Below are 16853 nucleotides of genomic sequence, written 5' to 3'. Positions count from 1 at the left end.
AGCCTTGCCATCATGATCTCCATGGGGAACGGTGCAGCACGCCCCTGTCAATTTTGCTGTCCATCAGGTTCTTCATGGTCTTCACCGATATCGCCACCCGCACCTACAACCATAATTGGCGGCTCGACCCGATCGTGCGCAGCCTGCTCGACACCGATTTCTACAAGCTGCTGATGCTGCAGATGATCCGGCAGCAGCATCCCGATGTCCAGACCACCTTCAAGCTGATCAACCGCACCCACCATGTGCGCCTGGCCGACATCATCGATGAAGGCGAACTGCGCGCCCAGCTCGACCACGCCCGGTCCCTACGCTTCGGCAAAAAGGAACTGATCTGGCTGGCGGGCAACAGCTTCTATGGCCGGACCCAGATGTTCAGCCCGGATTTCATCGCCTGGCTCGCCGACTTTCGCCTGCCGGAATATGAGCTGCGCCAGGTCGATGGCCAATATGAGCTGCGCTTCCACGGGCTCTGGATCGAGACGATGATGTGGGAGATCCCGGCCCTCGCCATCATCAACGAATTGCGATCGCGCGCGGCGATGAAGGGGCGTGGCCGCTTCGCGCTCGACGTGCTCTATGCCCGTGCCAAGGCGAAACTGTGGGAAAAGGTCGAGCGCCTGAGCGCCCTGCCCCATCTCGTCATCTCCGACTTCGGCACACGCCGTCGCCACGGCTTCCTGTGGCAGCGCTGGTGCGTCGAGGCGCTCAAGGAAGGTCTGGGCGACCGCTTCATCGGCTCGTCCAACGTGCTGTTGGCGATGGATGCCGATCTGGAAGCGATCGGCACCAATGCCCATGAACTGCCTATGGTGCTGGCGGCGCTGGCGCCGGACGATGCCGCACTGGCCCGCGCGCCCTATGCGGTTCTGGAACAATGGCAGGCCCATTATGGCGGCAATCTGCGCATCGCCCTGCCCGACGCGTTCGGCACCGCCGCCTTCCTGAAGGACGCACCTGACTGGGTGGCCGACTGGACCGGTTTCCGTCCCGACAGCGCGCCACCGATCGAGGCGGGGGAGCAGATCATCCGCTGGTGGCAGGAAAAGGGGCGTGATCCGCGCAACAAGCTGCTGATCTTTTCCGATGGCATGGACGTCGACAGTATCGAGGCAACCTATCGCCATTTCCATGGCCGCGTGCGCATGAGCTTTGGCTGGGGCACCAATCTCACCAATGATTTTCGCGGCTGCGCCCCGTTCGAAACCGACGGGCTCGATCCGATCTCACTGGTGTGCAAAGTGGTGGACGCCAATGGCCGCCCGGCGGTGAAGCTGTCGGACAATCCCGCCAAGGCGACCGGCGATCCGGCCGAGATCGACCGCTATCTACGCGTGTTCGGCGGCGACGGGCGAAAGGCGGTCGCCGTCCAGGTCTAGCCACAACGGACATGCACCTTGGTCTCTTCATTGGTCCCGCGCAGAGTCGCCATCATTGCCGGCAGCTGATCCAGCGCAATCGCGTTGCTGATGATCGCCTTGGGGTCGACATGCCCCTTGTCCATCTGGTCGGCGATGTGCAGGAATTCCGCCATTCGGTAGCCGACGGCAAATTGCAGGTTGGCGCATTTATAGGATGCCAGCGCCGGAATGACCGCATCCGGCGCCGTGCAGAAGCCCAGCGACACGATCCGCCCGAATGGCGCGACATGGTTCACCGCCCGCCCCAGCATTCCGTCCACCCCGACAGCCTCGAACACGATCCGGGGCGCGCCGCCCAGCGCTTCGATCACCTGCCCCTTTTCCTCGTCACCAAAAGAGAAGAAGGCATTGGCACCCATGGCGATCGCCAGATCACGCCGCCGGTCGGATCGCGACAGGACTACGATCCGCCCCGCTCCTAATCGCCGCGCCCAATAGATGGCATAGAGAGCGACCGTGCCCCCGCCGAGCACCAGCACCGGGTCGCCGGGACGGATATCGGCAAAGCGCGCGCCATACAGGCTGACGGCCAGCGGCTCGATCAGCGCGCCATCGGCCAGGGACAGGGTTTCGGGCAGGCGTACCGCCGCACCGGTCGGCACCACCGCAAATTCGGCAAAGCCCCGCATCGCGCCGCCCGGCTTCGCCCCGCACAATACCGGATTGCCATGTTCCTGGCAGGGAGTGCACTGGCCGCAGCCGATCGAGGGCATGACCGCGACCCGGTCGCCAGCACGAAAGCGATCGACACCCGCGCCGACGTCCACCACTTCGCCGGCATATTCATGGCCGATCTGCACGCCGCGGCCATAATCCCATATGCCGCCCCTCGTCATCGAAAGGTCGGTGCCACAGATGCCGCAGCGGTGGACGCGGATCAGCAATTCCCCCATGGCCGGTCGCGGATCGGGCAGGTCGGCGATGACGATCGGCTGGCCATCGCCCGGATAGATGGCCGCCTTCATCGTCCTGCCTCCGCCAGGTCGAAGCGCGCTACATAATCGCCGAACGCCGACCGCACCTCTTGCGCACTCATGCCATAGTCAGCGATCGAATAGCGATGAACGCCATGCTGCATCTCGGGCTTGTCCGCGATCCGCTGTGCCATGGCCATGCGCGTCGCATCGGGCATCTCCATGCCGATAAAGGCATAGATGCGCTCAAGCACGGCCATGGGCTGCGCATGGAAATCGCCATGGACGATATCGAGCAATTGGCCCGGATGGCGTTCCGCCACCTTTTCCGCCTTGCGCACGGCATGGGACCATTTGGCCGTTTCGCGTGCCAGCATCAGCGCGCCGCGCTCGGCCGCCCGCCCTTCCTCCATCGCCCCATGCCCCGCCATCAGCAGCGACACGAGCGAAGGCAAGGCCTTGGCCGGATCGCGATGGGTCTGGATCACCTTTGCATCGGGAAAGACGGCAAAGAGCAGGTCAAGATTTTCGATATGGCCGGGATTTTTGAGCAGCCAGCGCTTGTCCGGGTCGTTGGCACCGATCAACTGCACACAGCGGCGATAATGGTCATAGCCGGCTGCCTCGCTCTGCGCGCACCACCAGGCGTCATAGCTCGCCGCCGACCAGCCGCAGTTCCACAGGTTGGAGACAAAGGACTGACGCAGCAGCATGCAGCATTCATGCACTTCCTCGGCCGCGACATGATGCGCGGCCCGCTTGGCTGGTGCATCGACATAGCGCCGCTCCAGCAAGGCGACCGAACGGCGGAAATCGGCATCGTCCTGCCAGCTTTCGACCGGTGGACGCGGACGCGGCGTATCGAGCAGCCAGCTTTGCAACCCCTGGAAGCGCGGATCGACCGCCATCAGCCGATGCAACGCCGTGGTCCCGGTGCGCGGCACGCCGGTGATGACGACAGGGCTCAGGATCGGCCGGGCATCGAAGCCCGGATGCGCCTTCATCGCCGCGATCGCACTTGCCCGGCCGCGCAGAACGCCGACCACATGCCCCCAGGCAGTGCGCCGCCCCGCCGCGGTAAAGCGCGGATCATAATCCATCGACTGGAGCAGCACGCGAAGCCCCGGCAGATAATCGTCGGGGCCAAAATCATCATGGCCGGTTTCCGCCGTCACCAGATCGTGCAACTGGTCGAGCGCGGCGGCGAAGCGTAGCGGCGGTTCATATCCGTTCGACATCATTGGCAATCCCCTCCCCTTCACCAGCGCCGCCGACGCTGGCAGGCCCGCACCCGCAGCCGCAACTCCTCGGCGCGCTGCTGCGGCGTGACGATCGGCGTGTCGGCGGGCAAATGGATGCGCAACGCGTTCAGCTTCACCCGCGTGATGCTCGGCACCGGCGCGCTGTCGCAATCATACCAGCGGCCATAGATGCCGCCTTCGCGATAGCCGGCAGGATCGAGCCAGTTGGGCACGCCGGGGTCTTCCAGCGCGATGACGGCCCGATATTTGCCGTCACGGCTCAGCTTCGCATAATGGCCGTTGCTGCTTGACAGGCGATAGACATATTCCAGCGCGTTGAAATAGGGGTCGTTGAGCTGGATATTCCAGTAGGGCGCATGGGCTGGGATATCGGTCTCGATGATCAGCGCCTCATCGGCGTCGAACTGGAAGCAGGCCGGCCAGTAGACCTGCTTGGCGAGCGCGCCGGGCATCCGCACCGGCTCGAACCGGTTGAAACCAACCCGCTCCTTCACGCCATTCTGCATCGGATAATAAAGCCGCGTCTTGCGACCGGGGAATTTGGCCATTTCCCGGATGCGCGCGACAATCTCCTCCGGCGACAGGCGCGGCTTGGGTGGCACCGGATCCAGACATTCGATCGTCAGTTGCGGATCGACCTCGTTCAGCCAGTCATAGCTGCGATAGCGCACCATCAGCCCGCCCGCCTGGGGATCGATTGGCGCCCATTTGCCAGCATAGCCCGCCGGGCGCCGGGCGCTCAGGATCAGTTCGAAATGCTCCCCCGGCTCCAGCCCCAGATCGCTGTCGTCCACCTCATGATGGCCATTGGGTCGGGGCATTTCATCGACCGTCCCGGACAAGGCCCTTTGGGTGGTGAAGCTCAATATCTTGCAACTGCCCCGATTGCCGGCGATGCGGTAGGTCAGATCCCCGCGGATCGGCGACTGGAGGTAGATATCGTCCGGATTGGGCTGGAGCGTATAGACCGGGTTCCACAAGGGGGCCCAATCGGGATGCTCCGGCGTGGCATGGAAATAGGCGAAATAGGCATAGGACAGGCTGGTCATCGTCTGGCGATAGACGTCGGCGCGATAGGCCGGATCGTCGGGGCGCCAGGTGTCGCCAAGATTGGCGACCGCACTCTCCAGATCAGTCAGATAGGCCAGGATGTCGGGTTCGATGATCATGATGGCATGCCTCTCCTCTGCCACTGGCGGGCAGCATATAGATAGTATTCACTATCATTTGATTTTAGGAGAGGCCCCGGCCCGAGATCGCCGGCGCGATGGATCGCGGTTCAGCGCCGCATGAACCCCATCCAGCGCAGCAGGCAATAGCTCACCCCCGCCGCCCCGGCCGCCACCAGCGTCGCGGTCAGCGTGCCATGCGACGCACCGGCAAAGGGCATGCCCCCAGTGTTCATGCCGAACAGTCCGGTGACCAGGGTCGCCGGCAGCATCAGCGCGGTGATGATCGACAGGATGTAGAGATTCTGGTTGGTCCGCTGCGCCGCCTGTATGTCCAGTTCGTCGCGCAACAGCCGTAATTGCGCTTGGCCCTCCAATATGTCGGCGTCCAGCGCCTGCAGCCGCTGGGTCAGTTTCTCGACCGTGGGCAGCAGCGCGTCCGGCAGTTCCTCGTCCCGCTCCAGCCGCTGGAACACGCCGCGGGCGCCGGCCAGCAGCCGATGCAGTTGCGCGAGCCGGCGGCGAATGTGGACCAGGTCGCGCGGCTGGGGCGGATGATGCCCCTCCAGAAAGGCATCCTCGGCGCGCTGGATGTCCGCCGACAGGGTGCGGCTGATATCGGCGATATTTTCGGCAATGGCGCCGACCAGCAGGTCCAGCGCCTGCGCCCCGCCGATCACCCCCTTCGTCCGCTCCAGCCGATGACGGGCGATGTCGGCGCAGCGCAGCGGATGCAGCCGGGTGGTCAGCATCAATGTCGGCGTCAACGCCATGCGCAGCGCGCCGACCCGCGCGGTATCGGCCACATCGAAATCCCGCTCGAAATCATGCAGGACGCAGCCGACCGTGTCGCCATCGACCAGCGCCCGCTGATGCGTATCGGGCGACAGGATCAGTTCGCGCACCGCCTCGGGCAGCATCGCCGCCCCCTCGATCCATTGCCGCGTGCCATGATCGGCCAGGTTCAGGTGCAGCCAGCGAAAGCCGCCCGTCGTCCCGCCATCGCAATGATCGACCGCCCTGATCGCATCAGGCGCGAAGTCCAGCCCCCAGATCAGCCCTGGCCCCATGCCCGGAACCGGCAAGACGATAGGGATCAGCGGGTCATTCCGGTCGCCGATATGCCGCTCCTGTCGATCAGAAGATCTGCGCGAAGACGATATATAGCAGCCCTGCGAGCAGGATCGAACAGGGCAATGTCAGCACCCAGGCCATCAGCAGGTTGCGCACCGTCGCCATCTGCAGACCCGATCCATTGGCTGCCATCGTGCCCGCCACGCCCGACGACAGGACATGGGTGGTCGATACCGGCAGGCCCATATGGTCCGCGCCGAAGATCGTCGCCATCGCCACCAGTTCGGCCGAGGCTCCCTGCGCATAGGTGAGGTGCGTCTTGCCGATCTTCTCGCCCACCGTGACCACGATCCGCCGCCAGCCGACCATGGTGCCCAGGCCCAGCGCAAAGGCGACGGCAATCTTCACCCAGGTTGGAATGAAGCGGGTGCCGGCATCAAGCGAGCCCTTGTAGGTCGTCAGCGCCTTCATTTTCGCTTCGGAAAGACCTGCCGCCTTTTCCTTGCCCAGCCGCTTGATCGCTTCGGACGCCAGATACATGTCGTTGCGGATGTTGGAGACAGCAGCGGCCGGCACCTGCGCCAGCGATCCATAATTCATCACCTGCCGATCGACATCGGCGATCAGCACCGACAGCGCCGGCATGGTCGTGTCGGCAAAGCGCTTGTCGGCGATATAGCGCGTGACCTGCGCGCGCGCCTCGACCGGCTGCATCATGGCGGGCGCGCGCTGGCCTAGCGCCGCCGTGGCGGCAATCGAATTGGCGTGGAATTCGGTGGTGTAGCGCGCCGGCACCGCGCGGTTGAGTGCATAGGCAGTCGGCACCGTGCCGATCAGGATCAGCATGATGAGGCCCATGCCCTTCTGCCCGTCATTGGAGCCATGGGCGAAGCTGACGCCGGTGCAGGTGAAGATCAGCAGCGCACGGATCCACAATGGCGGCGGCATGCCATTTTGCGGCTCGCGATAGAGCGCCTTGTTGCGGACCAGGACTTTCATCGCCACGAACAGCAGCGCCGCCAGGCCAAAGCCGATCAGCGGCGAAAAGAGCAGTGCCTGGCCGATCTCGGTCGCCTTGCTCCAATCGACGCCGGACGTGCCGCTCTTGCCATGCAACAGCGCATTGGCGACGCCGACGCCGATGATCGATCCGATCAGCGTGTGCGAGCTGGACGACGGGATGCCCAGCCACCAGGTGGCGAGGTTCCATAGGATCGCCGCGATCAGCAGCGCGAACACCATGGCAAAACCGGCGCTGGACCCGACCTGCAGGATCAGTTCGACCGGCAGCAGCGACACGATGCCGAAAGCGACCGCACCGGTCGACAGCAGCACGCCCAGGAAATTGAAGAAGCCCGACCAGACCACCGCGATATTGGCCGGCATCGCATTGGTGTAGATCACCGTCGCGACCGCATTGGCGGTGTCGTGGAAGCCGTTCACGAATTCGAAGCCCAGCGCGATCAGCAGCGCCAGGAACAGCAGCAGGAAGGGCAGATAGGCGGTCGGCGCAACGCCCACAGCCGTCGCATCGCTATAGACGCTGTAGACGACATAGATCAGCGCGGCGATGATGGCGGCGCCAAAGCCGATCGAGCTGGCCATGCCCAGCCCCTTGTCCATCTCGGGCCGGCGTGCCCAGTCCATTGCCACGCTTGCATTCATCGAATCGTCCCCGAACGGCAAATAATATTAACCGTCTAGGTCCGCTGCATGACAGCCGCGTTGCGGTGCTGAAATCGAAGGAAAATTCGCCCCCGGCGCTTGCCCATCGGCAATCCGTCCGCCTAGGGTCGCTCCACATATAAGTTGGAGCGAAGATTTGGACGTCATTTCGGTCGTATTATTCCTGTTGCTGGCTGTCGTCGTCAGTGGCGCCTTGTCGCGCATGATGCCGATTTCCATCCCGACACCTCTGGTCCAGATCGCCCTTGGCGCGATCATCGGGCTGTCGACATCGCACAGGGTCGCGCTCGATCCCGAAATATTCCTGCTCTTGTTCCTGCCGCCTCTGCTGTTCCTCGATGGCTGGCGCATTCCCAAGGATGAACTGCTCAAGGACGCCTCGACCGTGGTCGAACTGGCGCTGGGACTGGTGCTGACCACCGTCATCGGCATGGGCTTCTTCATCAACTGGATGATCCCGGCGATGCCGCTCGCCGTCGCCTTCGCCCTCGCCGCCGTGGTCTCGCCGACCGATCCGATCGCCGTGTCCGCCATCGCCGCGCGCGTGCCCATTCCCAAGCGCATGATGCACATCCTCGAAGGGGAATCGCTGCTCAACGACGCATCCGGCCTGGTCTGCCTGCGCTTTGCCATTGCGGCGGCGCTGACCGGCAGCTTCTCGGCCGGCGATGCCGCGCTCAACTTCCTCTGGCTCGCCTTTGCCGGCATCGCGATCGGCGTCGGGGTCACGCTGGTCGTGTCGCGCGCCAAGGCCTGGGTCACGCGCCGCTGGGGCGAGGAAACCGGGTCGCAGATCCTGGTCAGCCTGCTGATCCCCTTCGGCTCCTATATCCTGGCCGAACATGTCCATGCCTCCGGCATTCTCGCCGCCGTCGCCGCCGGCGTAACCATGACCTTCGCCGAAATCTCGCGCGAGGCGATGGCCGAAACCCGGATGCGCCGCAATTCGGTGTGGGACACGATCCAGTTTACGCTCAACGGCATCATCTTCGTGCTGCTGGGCGAACAATTGCCCGGCATCCTCGCCGAAGCGAAGCGCACGGTGGCGCTGACCGGCCATAGCGAACCCGGCTGGCTGGCACTCTACACGGTGGCGATCGTCGTCGGCCTCGCTGCGCTGCGCTTCCTGTGGGTGTGGCTGTCGCTGCGCTTCACCATCCTGCGCAACCAGTATCGCGGCGTCGATGGTCCGCGCCGGCCCAACTGGCGGCTGGTGGCGGCGACCTCCTTCGCCGGCGTGCGTGGTGCCATCACCCTTGCCGGTGTGCTCACCCTGCCGCTTGCGCTCAACGACGGCACGCCCTTCCCCGCGCGCGATCTTGCCATCTTCCTGGCCGCCGGGGTCATCATCCTGTCGCTGATCCTGGCCAGCGTCGCGCTGCCGCTGCTGCTCAAGAATCTCGACATGCCGGCCGAAGCCAGCAAGGCCGCGGAAGAGGACGCCGCCCGCATCGTCACCGCCGAGGCAGCAATCCAGGCGATCGAGCGGCATCAGCATGACCTGGCCGAAACCCATGGCCATGCCGAACGCTATGCCGAGGCTGGCGCGCGCGTAATGGACCTGTATCGCGAGCGGATAGAGGCCCTGGGGGCCGCCGAAGCCGACAGCCTGCGCGCGCAGGGCGCCCTGTTCCGCGATTTCCGCATGGTCGGCGTCGCGGCGGAACGCGCCGCCCTCCTCACCCTGCTGCGCAGCCGCAAGATCGGCAGCGAGGTCGGGCGCAAGCTCACCCGTGAGCTTGACCTGTCCGAAGCGCGCCTGCGCACATGAACGGCGGCGATGCGAACAAGCCGGCCCGGCGGCCGCGCCGATCCTCGGCGGAGGTCGCCAGCCGGCTGATCCTGGCAGCGCAGGAGGAATTTCGCCGCCATGGCTATGCCGGCGCGACCACCGCCGCCATCGCCCGCGCCGCCGATACGACCGAGGCGCAACTGTTTCGCAGCTTCGCGTCCAAGGCCGCCCTGTTCCAGGAAGCGGTGTTCCGCCCGCTCAGCCAGCATCTCGAACGCTTCAATGCCGATCATCCGGTGCCGCAGGACGATGCCAGCCGCGCCGACACCGCGCGTCTCTACATCGCCGAACTGCAACGTTTCGTCACCGAGCATGAGGCACTGCTGCGGGCGATGATGCTGGCCGGAGGCCCGGCGGGGGACAGCGGCAATCCGATCGAGAGCCTGGCCGCCTATTTCGAGCAGGGCGCCGCCGTCCAGTCGGCCCGGATCGAGGGTACGCCGCGCGTCGATCCACGCCTGATGGTCCGCGCCGCCTTTGCCGCAGTGCTCGCAAATCGGCTGTTTCGCGACTGGCTCTATCCGGCGGGCCTGGCGGACGATGCCAGCATCGACGCAGCGATCGCCGATTTCGTGCTGGACGGGATCAACGCCAATCGCGGCTGAGCGCCCGCCCGCATTTCCAGCCTATGTGTCAGCGCCGACAAAATCCCCGGCCCATCCCGTGATAGCAGGCCCTTCTGTCTGCAACGGGAAGGACCGGCGTGCTGGAATATCTGGGAAAGGGCGAGCATCTTCTCTCGCTATGGCTTGGCCTGTTTGTCGCGACCGGGATCGGCGCAGGCATCGTCAGCGGCTATTTCAAGGCGCGCAAGATCCAGCCGCGCGGCTTCAAGTGGAAGATTTTCCGGAACGAGGCCGGCTTTGCCGTCATCAACCTCGCCATCACCGGCCTGCTGCTCGGCACGATCAAGACCAGCCTGGTCGAAATCGGCGCGATCAGCTTCAATCCGGCGCCCGCCGTCTGGTGGACGATCGCGCTCGAATATGCGCTCTATTTCTTCCTGTTCGACACCTATTTCTACTGGCTGCACCGCTGGATGCACAAGGAACCGGTCTATAGCTGGGTCCACAAGCTGCACCATAAGTCGACCTCCCCCAACCTGCTCACCACCCTGTCGGTCAGCCCGCTGGAATCGCTGATCAATGGCGGCTTCGTGCCGCTGTTCCTGACCGTCTTCACCGTCCATGATGCGACCGTCGCGCTGATCGTCCCCACCAACATCATCATGGGCCTCTATGTCCATTCCGGCTATGAGATGCTGCCACGCTGGTGGAACCGCAGTTGGGCGACCAAATGGTTCATCTCCGCCACCTTCCACGATCAGCATCATCGCTATTTCACCGGCAATTTCGGTGGCTACACGACGATCTGGGACCGGCTGTGCGGCACCATGCGTCCGAAGTTCGAGGCCGATTTCGACAAGATCAAGCAGCGCCGGAAGACGGATGACGCCCCGGTTAGCACCGCCAGCGAAACTGCCTGATCCATGCGCGACATCGCCCTTCTGCTCGCCCTGCTGCCCGTTGGCGCGGCCCCGCTTCATGCCCAGACGGCGCCGCCGGTCGGCGCGACCCTGATGGCGCCCGGCCTGCCCGTGGCCAATCTCGACAAGGCGCTGCGCTTCTATCAGGTCGCGCTCGGCCTTGTCCCTGCCACCACGCTGCAACATGGGCCAGTGACCGAAGTCATGCTCTGCGCCGATGGCAAGGCCGGCCGGCTGACCCTGATCCTGCTGCACGACCAAGCGCAGAAGGCGCCGCCGGCCGAAAGTAGCATCGCCAAGATCGTGCTGCGCGTGCCCGACCTGTCGGGGGTTGCATCCCGCATGCAGGCGGCAGGCTATCCGGTCGGTGCGATCCGCGCATCGGGCAAGGGGCCGGCCATATTGATGATCCACGACCCCGACGGCCATGAACTGGAACTGGTCGGCAATCCGCCGAACCCGGCCTAACGCCAAAGCGATATCTCCGCCCCCTGCATGGTCAGGTGCGGGTGGCCTGGGTTAGCCAGATGCCTCAAGGAGAGAATGGATGAGCCAGACACCCAAGGTCGCGGTCGTCACCGGCGCCAGCCGAGGCGCAGGCCAGGGCATTGCCACCGCACTCGGCCAGCATGGCTGCATCGTCTATGTCACCGGGCGCTCGGAAAAGGCCGGCGACGCCCCCCTGCCCGGCACCATCTACGAAACCGCCGCCGCCGTGACGGCCGCCGGTGGTCAGGGCATCGCCGTGCGTGTCGACCATGGCGATGACGAGCAGACCCGCGCGCTGTTCGACCGGGTGTGCGCCGAACAGGGGCATATCGACATATTGGTCAATAATGTCGCCGCCATCCATGACGAACTCACTTTGCCGGGCCGCTTCTGGGAAAAGCCGCTGAAGCTGGCCGACATCATCACCGTCGGCATCCGCAGCTCCTATGTCGCCAGCTATCATGCCGCGCCGATGATGGTCGATCGCGGCCAGGGGCTGATCGTCTTCACATCGGGGTCGGGCGCCTCCCATTATGTCTATGGCCCCGGCTATGGCGCGCACAAGGTCAGCCAGGACAAGATGGCGGCCGACATGGCCATCGACCTGCGCGATACCGGCGTCACCGCCCTGTCGATCTGGATGGGCGCGCTGCGCACCGGGCGCCTGCTGCAACTGATCGCATCGGACCCGGCCAAATATGCTTATCTGGAAAAGATGGTCGAAACGCCCGAGTTCACCGGCCATGTCATCTGGGCGCTGTCGCAGGATCCGGCATTGGCGGATCATGCCGGCCAGACGCTGATCGGCGCGGAACTGGCCGAACATTATGGCCTGCGCGACGTGGGCGATCGCCAGCCGCCCTCCTATCGGCAAAGCTATGGCGTCGCGCCGCTGCCGCAATATGACCGGATTATCCGCTGACCCGATCGGCCAAGCATCGCCATGGCGACGCCCTTTTCAGGTCCGCCGGGCGCCCGGCTGGTTTACACCGAAGTTGACAGAGAGGAGGCCGTCATGAGCGACGACAGTTCCGCCGCCATCCGCGACACGCGCAAGGACTGGATCAGCGAGCATCGCGACATGTATCTGCGATCGGGCGGGGCGCAGGGCCATATCATGGACATCACCGCCGTCGGCGGCCATGGTTTCACCACCCACTGCATGATCCGCTATACCGGCCGCAAGAGCGGCAAGACCTTCATCACCACCCTCATCTATGGCGATATCGGTGGCGAAGTGGTGATCGTCGCGTCCAAGGGCGGCGCCGACCATCATCCCGCCTGGTATCTCAACATCCGCGACAGCGAGACGGTCGACTTCCAGGTCGCGACCCAGGCCTTCCGCGCGACCTGGCGCGAGCCGCAGGGCGAGGAACGCGATCGGGTCTGGGCCTTCATGTGCCAGGTTTTCCCGGCCTATGCCGGCTATCAGCAGTCGACCGACCGCCTGATCCCGCTGGTGATGATGAAGGCGATTGAACCGATCGACGGCTTCAAGGCGTCGGACGCTACCGGCGAACGGCAATATTGAGCGCGGGAGGAGAGCCATGATCAAGCAGATCGTCTTCCTCAGGAAGCGTGACGATCTCTCCATGGACCAGTTCATGGACTATTATGAGAACCAGCATTCGTGCCTGTCGCAGAAGATGGGCGCCAAGCCTGCCCTGCCCAATGCCCAGCGCTATGTCCGCCGCTATGTCACGCCCCAGCCCAACCCGCTGACCGGTGAGATCATTGATCCCGGCTATGACTGCATCATGGAAATCTGGTGGAACAGCCTGGCCGATTATCAGGCCGCGATGAAGGGCCTGTCAGACCCTGCGATGCTCGACATCCGCAAGGCCGACGAACTGCAACTCTTCGCCAGCAACAGCAACCCCGTCTGCCTGGTCGAGGAACATGACAGCCCGATGGGGCCAAATGGCGAAATGATGCAGGTGCAACTGGTGCCGCAGGACTGAAAGGGAAAGCTGGAGATGGACCTTGAACAGGAAGTCGCCGCGTTGCGCGCCACCGTGCGCGACCTGCAGGACCGGCAGGCGATCCGCGATTGCATCCTGCGCGAATGCCGCGGACGCGACCGGCAGGATGTCGACATCATCAACAGCTGCTGGTGGGAGGATGGCGTGGACGAGCATGGCCCCATCATCACCCGCGCGCCCGAGTATGCGGCGCGGGCCAATATGGGCCATGGCAAATTCTTCCTGTCGACGAGCCACAACATCACCAACCATCTATGCGAGATCGACGGCGACACCGCCTATTGCGAAAGCTACACGGTCGGCGGCCTGTTCTGGCAGGATGGCAAGACCACGACGATCGCCTTTGGCCGCTATATCGACCAGTTGGAGCGGCGCGGCGGCGAATGGCGGCTGCTCACCCGTCGCTGCACGATCGAGATGACCGCCGACACCGATGCGAACTGGGTCTATTCCGCCAATGTGAAGGGCTTCCTCAAGCCCCACTGGAGCAGGGAAGACGCCTCCTACCAGCGCCCCGTCATCGCCTCGACCCAGGGCGAACGCTGGTAGCCCGGCGTGGCGAATTTCAGCACTAAAGCGCCCCCGCAGAAAAATTCTGCTTGCTTCACATAAGGTTCATGGACCGGACCTATAGATGTGGCTGTCACTTCTTTCCCCCTTGGAGTGACACCTCCCTGAACCTCGGCCCCGTCGCATCCCTTGTGCGACGGGGTCTCTTTCTGTTCAGGCCATGGCGCGGGCGACGCCCAGCAGCCCCGCCAGCGTTGCGCCGTCATCGTCCCGCCGCCAGGCAAGGCCAGTCTCCAGGATCGGCGCATCCTGCAGGTCGAGATAGCGCACGCCGGTCCGCGCGAGGTTGCGCAGCGACGCCGGCACCAACGCGATGCCCATGCCCGCCGACACCAGGCTGATGATCGTCTGCATCTGGATCGCCTCCTGCCGGATCAGCAGCGGCTGCCCCCGCCCGGCCAGATAGCCGCTCACCAGATCATGGAAGGCCGGCGCCACCCTGCGAGGGAACAAGATCAGCGGCCGGTCGAGCCAGGGATCGCCCTGCGCCTGATCGTCCGCCACCCAGCCCTCCGGCACCGCCACCACCAGCGGCTCACGCAGCAAGGGCATATAGGCGAGCGCGTCGGGTAGCGCGCCATCGGGCGCGATCAATATGCCGGCATCATTCACCCCGTCGATCAGGTCGGCAATCTGCACGTCGCTGGTCGCCTCGGTCAGCGCGATCTCCACCTCCGGGAAGCGGGCGGCATAATCGCGCACCAGCGCGGGCAACAGGCTATAGTCGGCGGTGCTGACAAAGCTGAGGCCGATCTGCCCCGCGCTGCCGTCGCGCAGGCGACGGGCGATGTCCGGCAGCGCGCTCACCGCCTCCACCGCCGGACGAACATGCTCCAGCCATTGCCGGCCAAAGGCGGTCAGCGCAACATTGCGCTTCGACCGGGTAAAGAGCGGCCCCCCCAGCTCCCGTTCCAGCGCCAGGATCGACTGGCTGAGCGGCGGCTGGGTCATGCCCAGGCGCTGCGCCGCCTGACCGAAATGCAGCGTGTCGGCAACAGCCAGAAAATGACGCAGCGGGCGAAGGTCCATGGCAATAAAGTCTCCTTCCGACCTTATATCGCTTCAATAATATATTTCACAACCTTTGCGCAAAGGCGTAGGGGGCAGCCATTGCAGGGAAACAAGATTACAGGAACGGCGCAAAATGCCTCATTATCGTTCACGCACCAGCACCCACGGCCGTAACATGGCGGGCGCGCGCGGCCTCTGGCGCGCCACCGGCATGAAGGACGAGGATTTCGGCAAGCCGATCATCGCCATTGCCAATTCATTCACACAGTTCGTGCCCGGCCATGTCCATTTGAAGGATCTGGGCCAGCTGGTCGCGCGCGAGATCGAGGCGGCCGGCGGCGTCGCCAAGGAATTCAACACCATCGCGGTCGATGACGGCATCGCCATGGGCCATGACGGCATGCTCTATTCGCTGCCCAGCCGCGATCTGATCGCCGACAGCGTCGAATATATGGTCAATGCCCATTGCGCCGACGCGCTGCTGTGCATTTCCAACTGCGACAAGATCACGCCGGGCATGCTGATGGCCGCGATGCGCCTCAACATCCCCGTCATCTTCGTTTCGGGCGGCCCGATGGAAGCCGGCAAGGCCGATATTCGCGGCAAGACCGTGGCGCTCGACCTGGTCGACGCGATGGTCGTCGCCGCCGACGAAAATTACACCGACGAGGAAGTCGCCGCGATCGAGAAGGCGGCCTGCCCCACCTGCGGCAGCTGCTCGGGCATGTTCACCGCCAACTCGATGAACTGCCTGACCGAAGCGCTGGGCCTGTCGCTGCCGGGCAATGGCTCGATCCTGGCGACCCATGCCGATCGCGAGAAGCTGTTCCGCGAGGCCGGCCACACCATCGTCGATCTCGCTCGCCGCTGGTATGAGCAGGACGACGCATCCGCCCTGCCCCGCAACATCGCCTGCCATGCAGCCTTCGAAAATGCGATGAGCCTGGACATCGCGATGGGCGGATCGACCAACACGGTGCTGCATCTGCTCGCCGCCGCGCATGAGGGCGGCGTCGATTTCTCGATGGCCGATATCGACCGGCTGTCGCGCCGCGTGCCGTGCCTGTGCAAGGTCGCCCCGGCCAAGCAGGACGTGCATATGGAGGACGTCCACCGCGCCGGCGGCATCATGGCGATCCTGGGCCAGCTCGAACGCGCCGGCCTGCTCGACACCAGCCTGCCGACCGTCCACGCCACCACCATGGGCGAGGCCATCAACCGCTGGGACATCAGCCGTACCAACAGCGAGGCGGTGCAGGAGTTCTTCAAGGCCGCGCCCGGCGGCGTGCGCACCACCCAGGCCTTCAGCCAGAATAATCGCTGGAAGGAACTGGACATGGATCGCCAGACCGGCGTGATCCGCAGCGCCGAACATCCCTTCTCGAAGGATGGCGGCCTGGCCGTGCTGTTCGGCAATCTGGCGCCCGAGGGCTGCATCGTGAAGACCGCCGGCGTCGACGACAGCATCCTGACCTTCCATGGCACCGCGCGCGTCTATGAAAGCCAGGACGCGGCGGTCGCGGGTATCCTGGGCAATGAAGTCAAGGCAAACGACGTCGTCGTCATCCGCTATGAAGGGCCCAAGGGTGGCCCCGGCATGCAGGAAATGCTCTATCCTACCAGCTATCTGAAGTCGAAGGGACTGGGCAAGGCCTGCGCGCTCATCACCGACGGGCGCTTCTCCGGCGGCACGTCGGGCCTGTCGATCGGCCATGTTTCGCCCGAGGCGGCCGAGGGCGGCCTGATCGCGCTGGTTGCGACCGGCGACCCGATCCTGATCGACATCCCCAATCGCGGCATCCAGCTGCTGGTCGACGATGCCGAACTGGCGAAGCGCCATGAGGAGATGGTCGCCCGCGGCAAGAAGGCGTGGAAGCCGTTCGGCCGCAAGCGCAACGTCTCGCCCGCCCTGCGCGCCTATGCGGCGCTCACCACCAACGCCGCGCGCGGCGCGGTGCGCGACGTCAGCCAGGTCGAAAAGGACTGATGGAAAAAGG

16 protein-coding genes are annotated in these 16853 nt (G+C 64.6%); 10 read left to right on the top strand and 6 right to left on the bottom strand.

The genetic code is table 11. The annotated features are described in order from the left end of the window. Positions 1–74: 74 nt before the first annotated feature. The gene (gene pncB, locus DIZ22_RS05245) at positions 75–1379 is read left to right on the top strand and encodes a nicotinate phosphoribosyltransferase (RefSeq protein WP_048936633.1); all 1305 of its coding nucleotides are present in this window, start codon (positions 75–77) and stop codon (positions 1377–1379) included. Here pncB and DIZ22_RS05240 read toward each other — a convergent pair. From DIZ22_RS05240 to DIZ22_RS05220, 5 genes are all read right to left on the bottom strand, one after another. Further along, a complete protein-coding gene (locus DIZ22_RS05240; RefSeq protein ID WP_048936634.1) occupies positions 1376–2386 on the bottom strand; it encodes an alcohol dehydrogenase catalytic domain-containing protein in 1011 nt (336 codons plus the stop codon). The genes pncB and DIZ22_RS05240 overlap by 4 nt on opposite strands. Further along, complete coding sequence (locus DIZ22_RS05235; protein WP_048936635.1) at positions 2383–3576, bottom strand: sulfotransferase; 1194 nt, start codon at positions 3574–3576, stop codon at positions 2383–2385. Before DIZ22_RS05235 ends, DIZ22_RS05240 begins: the two co-directional genes overlap by 4 nt. Positions 3577–3593: 17 nt before the next feature. After that, positions 3594–4766, bottom strand: coding sequence for a hypothetical protein (locus DIZ22_RS05230; RefSeq protein ID WP_048936636.1), 1173 nt, complete (start codon positions 4764–4766; stop codon positions 3594–3596). A gap of 110 nt (positions 4767–4876) precedes the next feature. Then, entirely contained in the window at positions 4877–5836 is a 960-nt protein-coding gene (locus tag DIZ22_RS05225; RefSeq protein ID WP_048936637.1) for a transporter, read from the bottom strand. A gap of 67 nt (positions 5837–5903) precedes the next feature. Then, on the bottom strand, positions 5904–7463 hold the full coding sequence (locus tag DIZ22_RS05220) for an inorganic phosphate transporter (RefSeq protein WP_080993522.1): 1560 nt from the start codon (positions 7461–7463) through the stop codon (positions 5904–5906). A 199-nt stretch (positions 7464–7662) separates the two neighbouring features. On the opposite strand from DIZ22_RS05220, the gene DIZ22_RS05215 reads away from it, so the two are divergent. The 8 genes from DIZ22_RS05215 to DIZ22_RS05180 all read left to right on the top strand — a co-directional run bounded on the left by DIZ22_RS05215 (position 7663) and on the right by DIZ22_RS05180 (position 13824). Next, the gene (locus tag DIZ22_RS05215) at positions 7663–9297 is read left to right on the top strand and encodes a Na+/H+ antiporter (RefSeq protein ID WP_080993520.1); all 1635 of its coding nucleotides are present in this window, start codon (positions 7663–7665) and stop codon (positions 9295–9297) included. Beyond that, positions 9294–9923: a TetR family transcriptional regulator gene (locus tag DIZ22_RS05210; protein WP_048936639.1), complete on the top strand. Its 630-nt coding sequence runs from the start codon at positions 9294–9296 to the stop codon at positions 9921–9923. The genes DIZ22_RS05215 and DIZ22_RS05210 overlap by 4 nt, the downstream gene beginning before the upstream one ends. A gap of 98 nt (positions 9924–10021) precedes the next feature. Further along, the gene (locus DIZ22_RS05205; protein WP_048936640.1) at positions 10022–10804 is read left to right on the top strand and encodes a sterol desaturase family protein; all 783 of its coding nucleotides are present in this window, start codon (positions 10022–10024) and stop codon (positions 10802–10804) included. 3 nt (positions 10805–10807) lie between these two features. Then, positions 10808–11272: a VOC family protein gene (locus tag DIZ22_RS05200; protein WP_048936641.1), complete on the top strand. Its 465-nt coding sequence runs from the start codon at positions 10808–10810 to the stop codon at positions 11270–11272. Positions 11273–11351: 79 nt separating this feature from the next. Further along, complete coding sequence (locus DIZ22_RS05195) at positions 11352–12215, top strand: SDR family NAD(P)-dependent oxidoreductase (protein ID WP_048936642.1); 864 nt, start codon at positions 11352–11354, stop codon at positions 12213–12215. Between the two features lie 93 nt (positions 12216–12308). Then, positions 12309–12824 carry a nitroreductase/quinone reductase family protein gene (locus DIZ22_RS05190; RefSeq protein ID WP_010338973.1) on the top strand — a complete coding sequence of 172 codons (516 nt, stop codon included), beginning with the start codon at positions 12309–12311 and terminating at the stop codon, positions 12822–12824. A 16-nt stretch (positions 12825–12840) separates the two neighbouring features. Further along, positions 12841–13254: an EthD domain-containing protein gene (locus tag DIZ22_RS05185; RefSeq protein WP_122928017.1), complete on the top strand. Its 414-nt coding sequence runs from the start codon at positions 12841–12843 to the stop codon at positions 13252–13254. A gap of 15 nt (positions 13255–13269) precedes the next feature. Next, complete coding sequence (locus DIZ22_RS05180) at positions 13270–13824, top strand: nuclear transport factor 2 family protein (protein WP_048936643.1); 555 nt, start codon at positions 13270–13272, stop codon at positions 13822–13824. 174 nt (positions 13825–13998) lie between these two features. Here the strand turns inward: DIZ22_RS05180 and DIZ22_RS05175 are convergent, their stop codons facing one another. Next, positions 13999–14874, bottom strand: a complete 876-nt coding sequence (locus tag DIZ22_RS05175; RefSeq protein WP_048936644.1) for a LysR family transcriptional regulator — start codon at positions 14872–14874, stop codon at positions 13999–14001. A gap of 115 nt (positions 14875–14989) precedes the next feature. Here DIZ22_RS05175 and ilvD point away from each other — a divergent pair, with 115 nt between their 5' ends. Next, complete coding sequence (gene ilvD / locus DIZ22_RS05170) at positions 14990–16843, top strand: dihydroxy-acid dehydratase (RefSeq protein ID WP_010338969.1); 1854 nt, start codon at positions 14990–14992, stop codon at positions 16841–16843. The last annotated feature ends 10 nt before the right edge of the window (positions 16844–16853 follow it).

Origin of the sequence: Sphingobium sp. LF-16, from assembly GCF_003711185.1 — a bacterium.
GTDB lineage: Bacteria > Pseudomonadota > Alphaproteobacteria > Sphingomonadales > Sphingomonadaceae > Sphingobium > Sphingobium yanoikuyae_A.
Note: the sequence above shows the minus strand (reverse complement) of the source record. Positions and strands in the feature narration are given on the sequence as shown.

Coding starts and splice junctions, on each gene's coding strand:
- DIZ22_RS05185 (WP_122928017.1), top strand. CDS start 12,841: ATGATCAAGCAGATCGTCTTCCTCAGGAAGCGTGACGATCTCTCCATG.
- DIZ22_RS05175 (WP_048936644.1), bottom strand. CDS start 14,874: ATGGACCTTCGCCCGCTGCGTCATTTTCTGGCTGTTGCCGACACGCTG.
- DIZ22_RS05210 (WP_048936639.1), top strand. CDS start 9,294: ATGAACGGCGGCGATGCGAACAAGCCGGCCCGGCGGCCGCGCCGATCC.
- DIZ22_RS05220 (WP_080993522.1), bottom strand. CDS start 7,463: ATGGACAAGGGGCTGGGCATGGCCAGCTCGATCGGCTTTGGCGCCGCC.
- DIZ22_RS05230 (WP_048936636.1), bottom strand. CDS start 4,766: ATGATCATCGAACCCGACATCCTGGCCTATCTGACTGATCTGGAGAGT.
- DIZ22_RS05240 (WP_048936634.1), bottom strand. CDS start 2,386: ATGAAGGCGGCCATCTATCCGGGCGATGGCCAGCCGATCGTCATCGCC.
- DIZ22_RS05225 (WP_048936637.1), bottom strand. CDS start 5,836: ATGGGGCCAGGGCTGATCTGGGGGCTGGACTTCGCGCCTGATGCGATC.
- DIZ22_RS05180 (WP_048936643.1), top strand. CDS start 13,270: ATGGACCTTGAACAGGAAGTCGCCGCGTTGCGCGCCACCGTGCGCGAC.
- DIZ22_RS05190 (WP_010338973.1), top strand. CDS start 12,309: ATGAGCGACGACAGTTCCGCCGCCATCCGCGACACGCGCAAGGACTGG.
- DIZ22_RS05195 (WP_048936642.1), top strand. CDS start 11,352: ATGAGCCAGACACCCAAGGTCGCGGTCGTCACCGGCGCCAGCCGAGGC.
- DIZ22_RS05200 (WP_048936641.1), top strand. CDS start 10,808: ATGCGCGACATCGCCCTTCTGCTCGCCCTGCTGCCCGTTGGCGCGGCC.
- pncB (WP_048936633.1), top strand. CDS start 75: ATGGTCTTCACCGATATCGCCACCCGCACCTACAACCATAATTGGCGG.
- ilvD (WP_010338969.1), top strand. CDS start 14,990: ATGCCTCATTATCGTTCACGCACCAGCACCCACGGCCGTAACATGGCG.
- DIZ22_RS05235 (WP_048936635.1), bottom strand. CDS start 3,576: ATGATGTCGAACGGATATGAACCGCCGCTACGCTTCGCCGCCGCGCTC.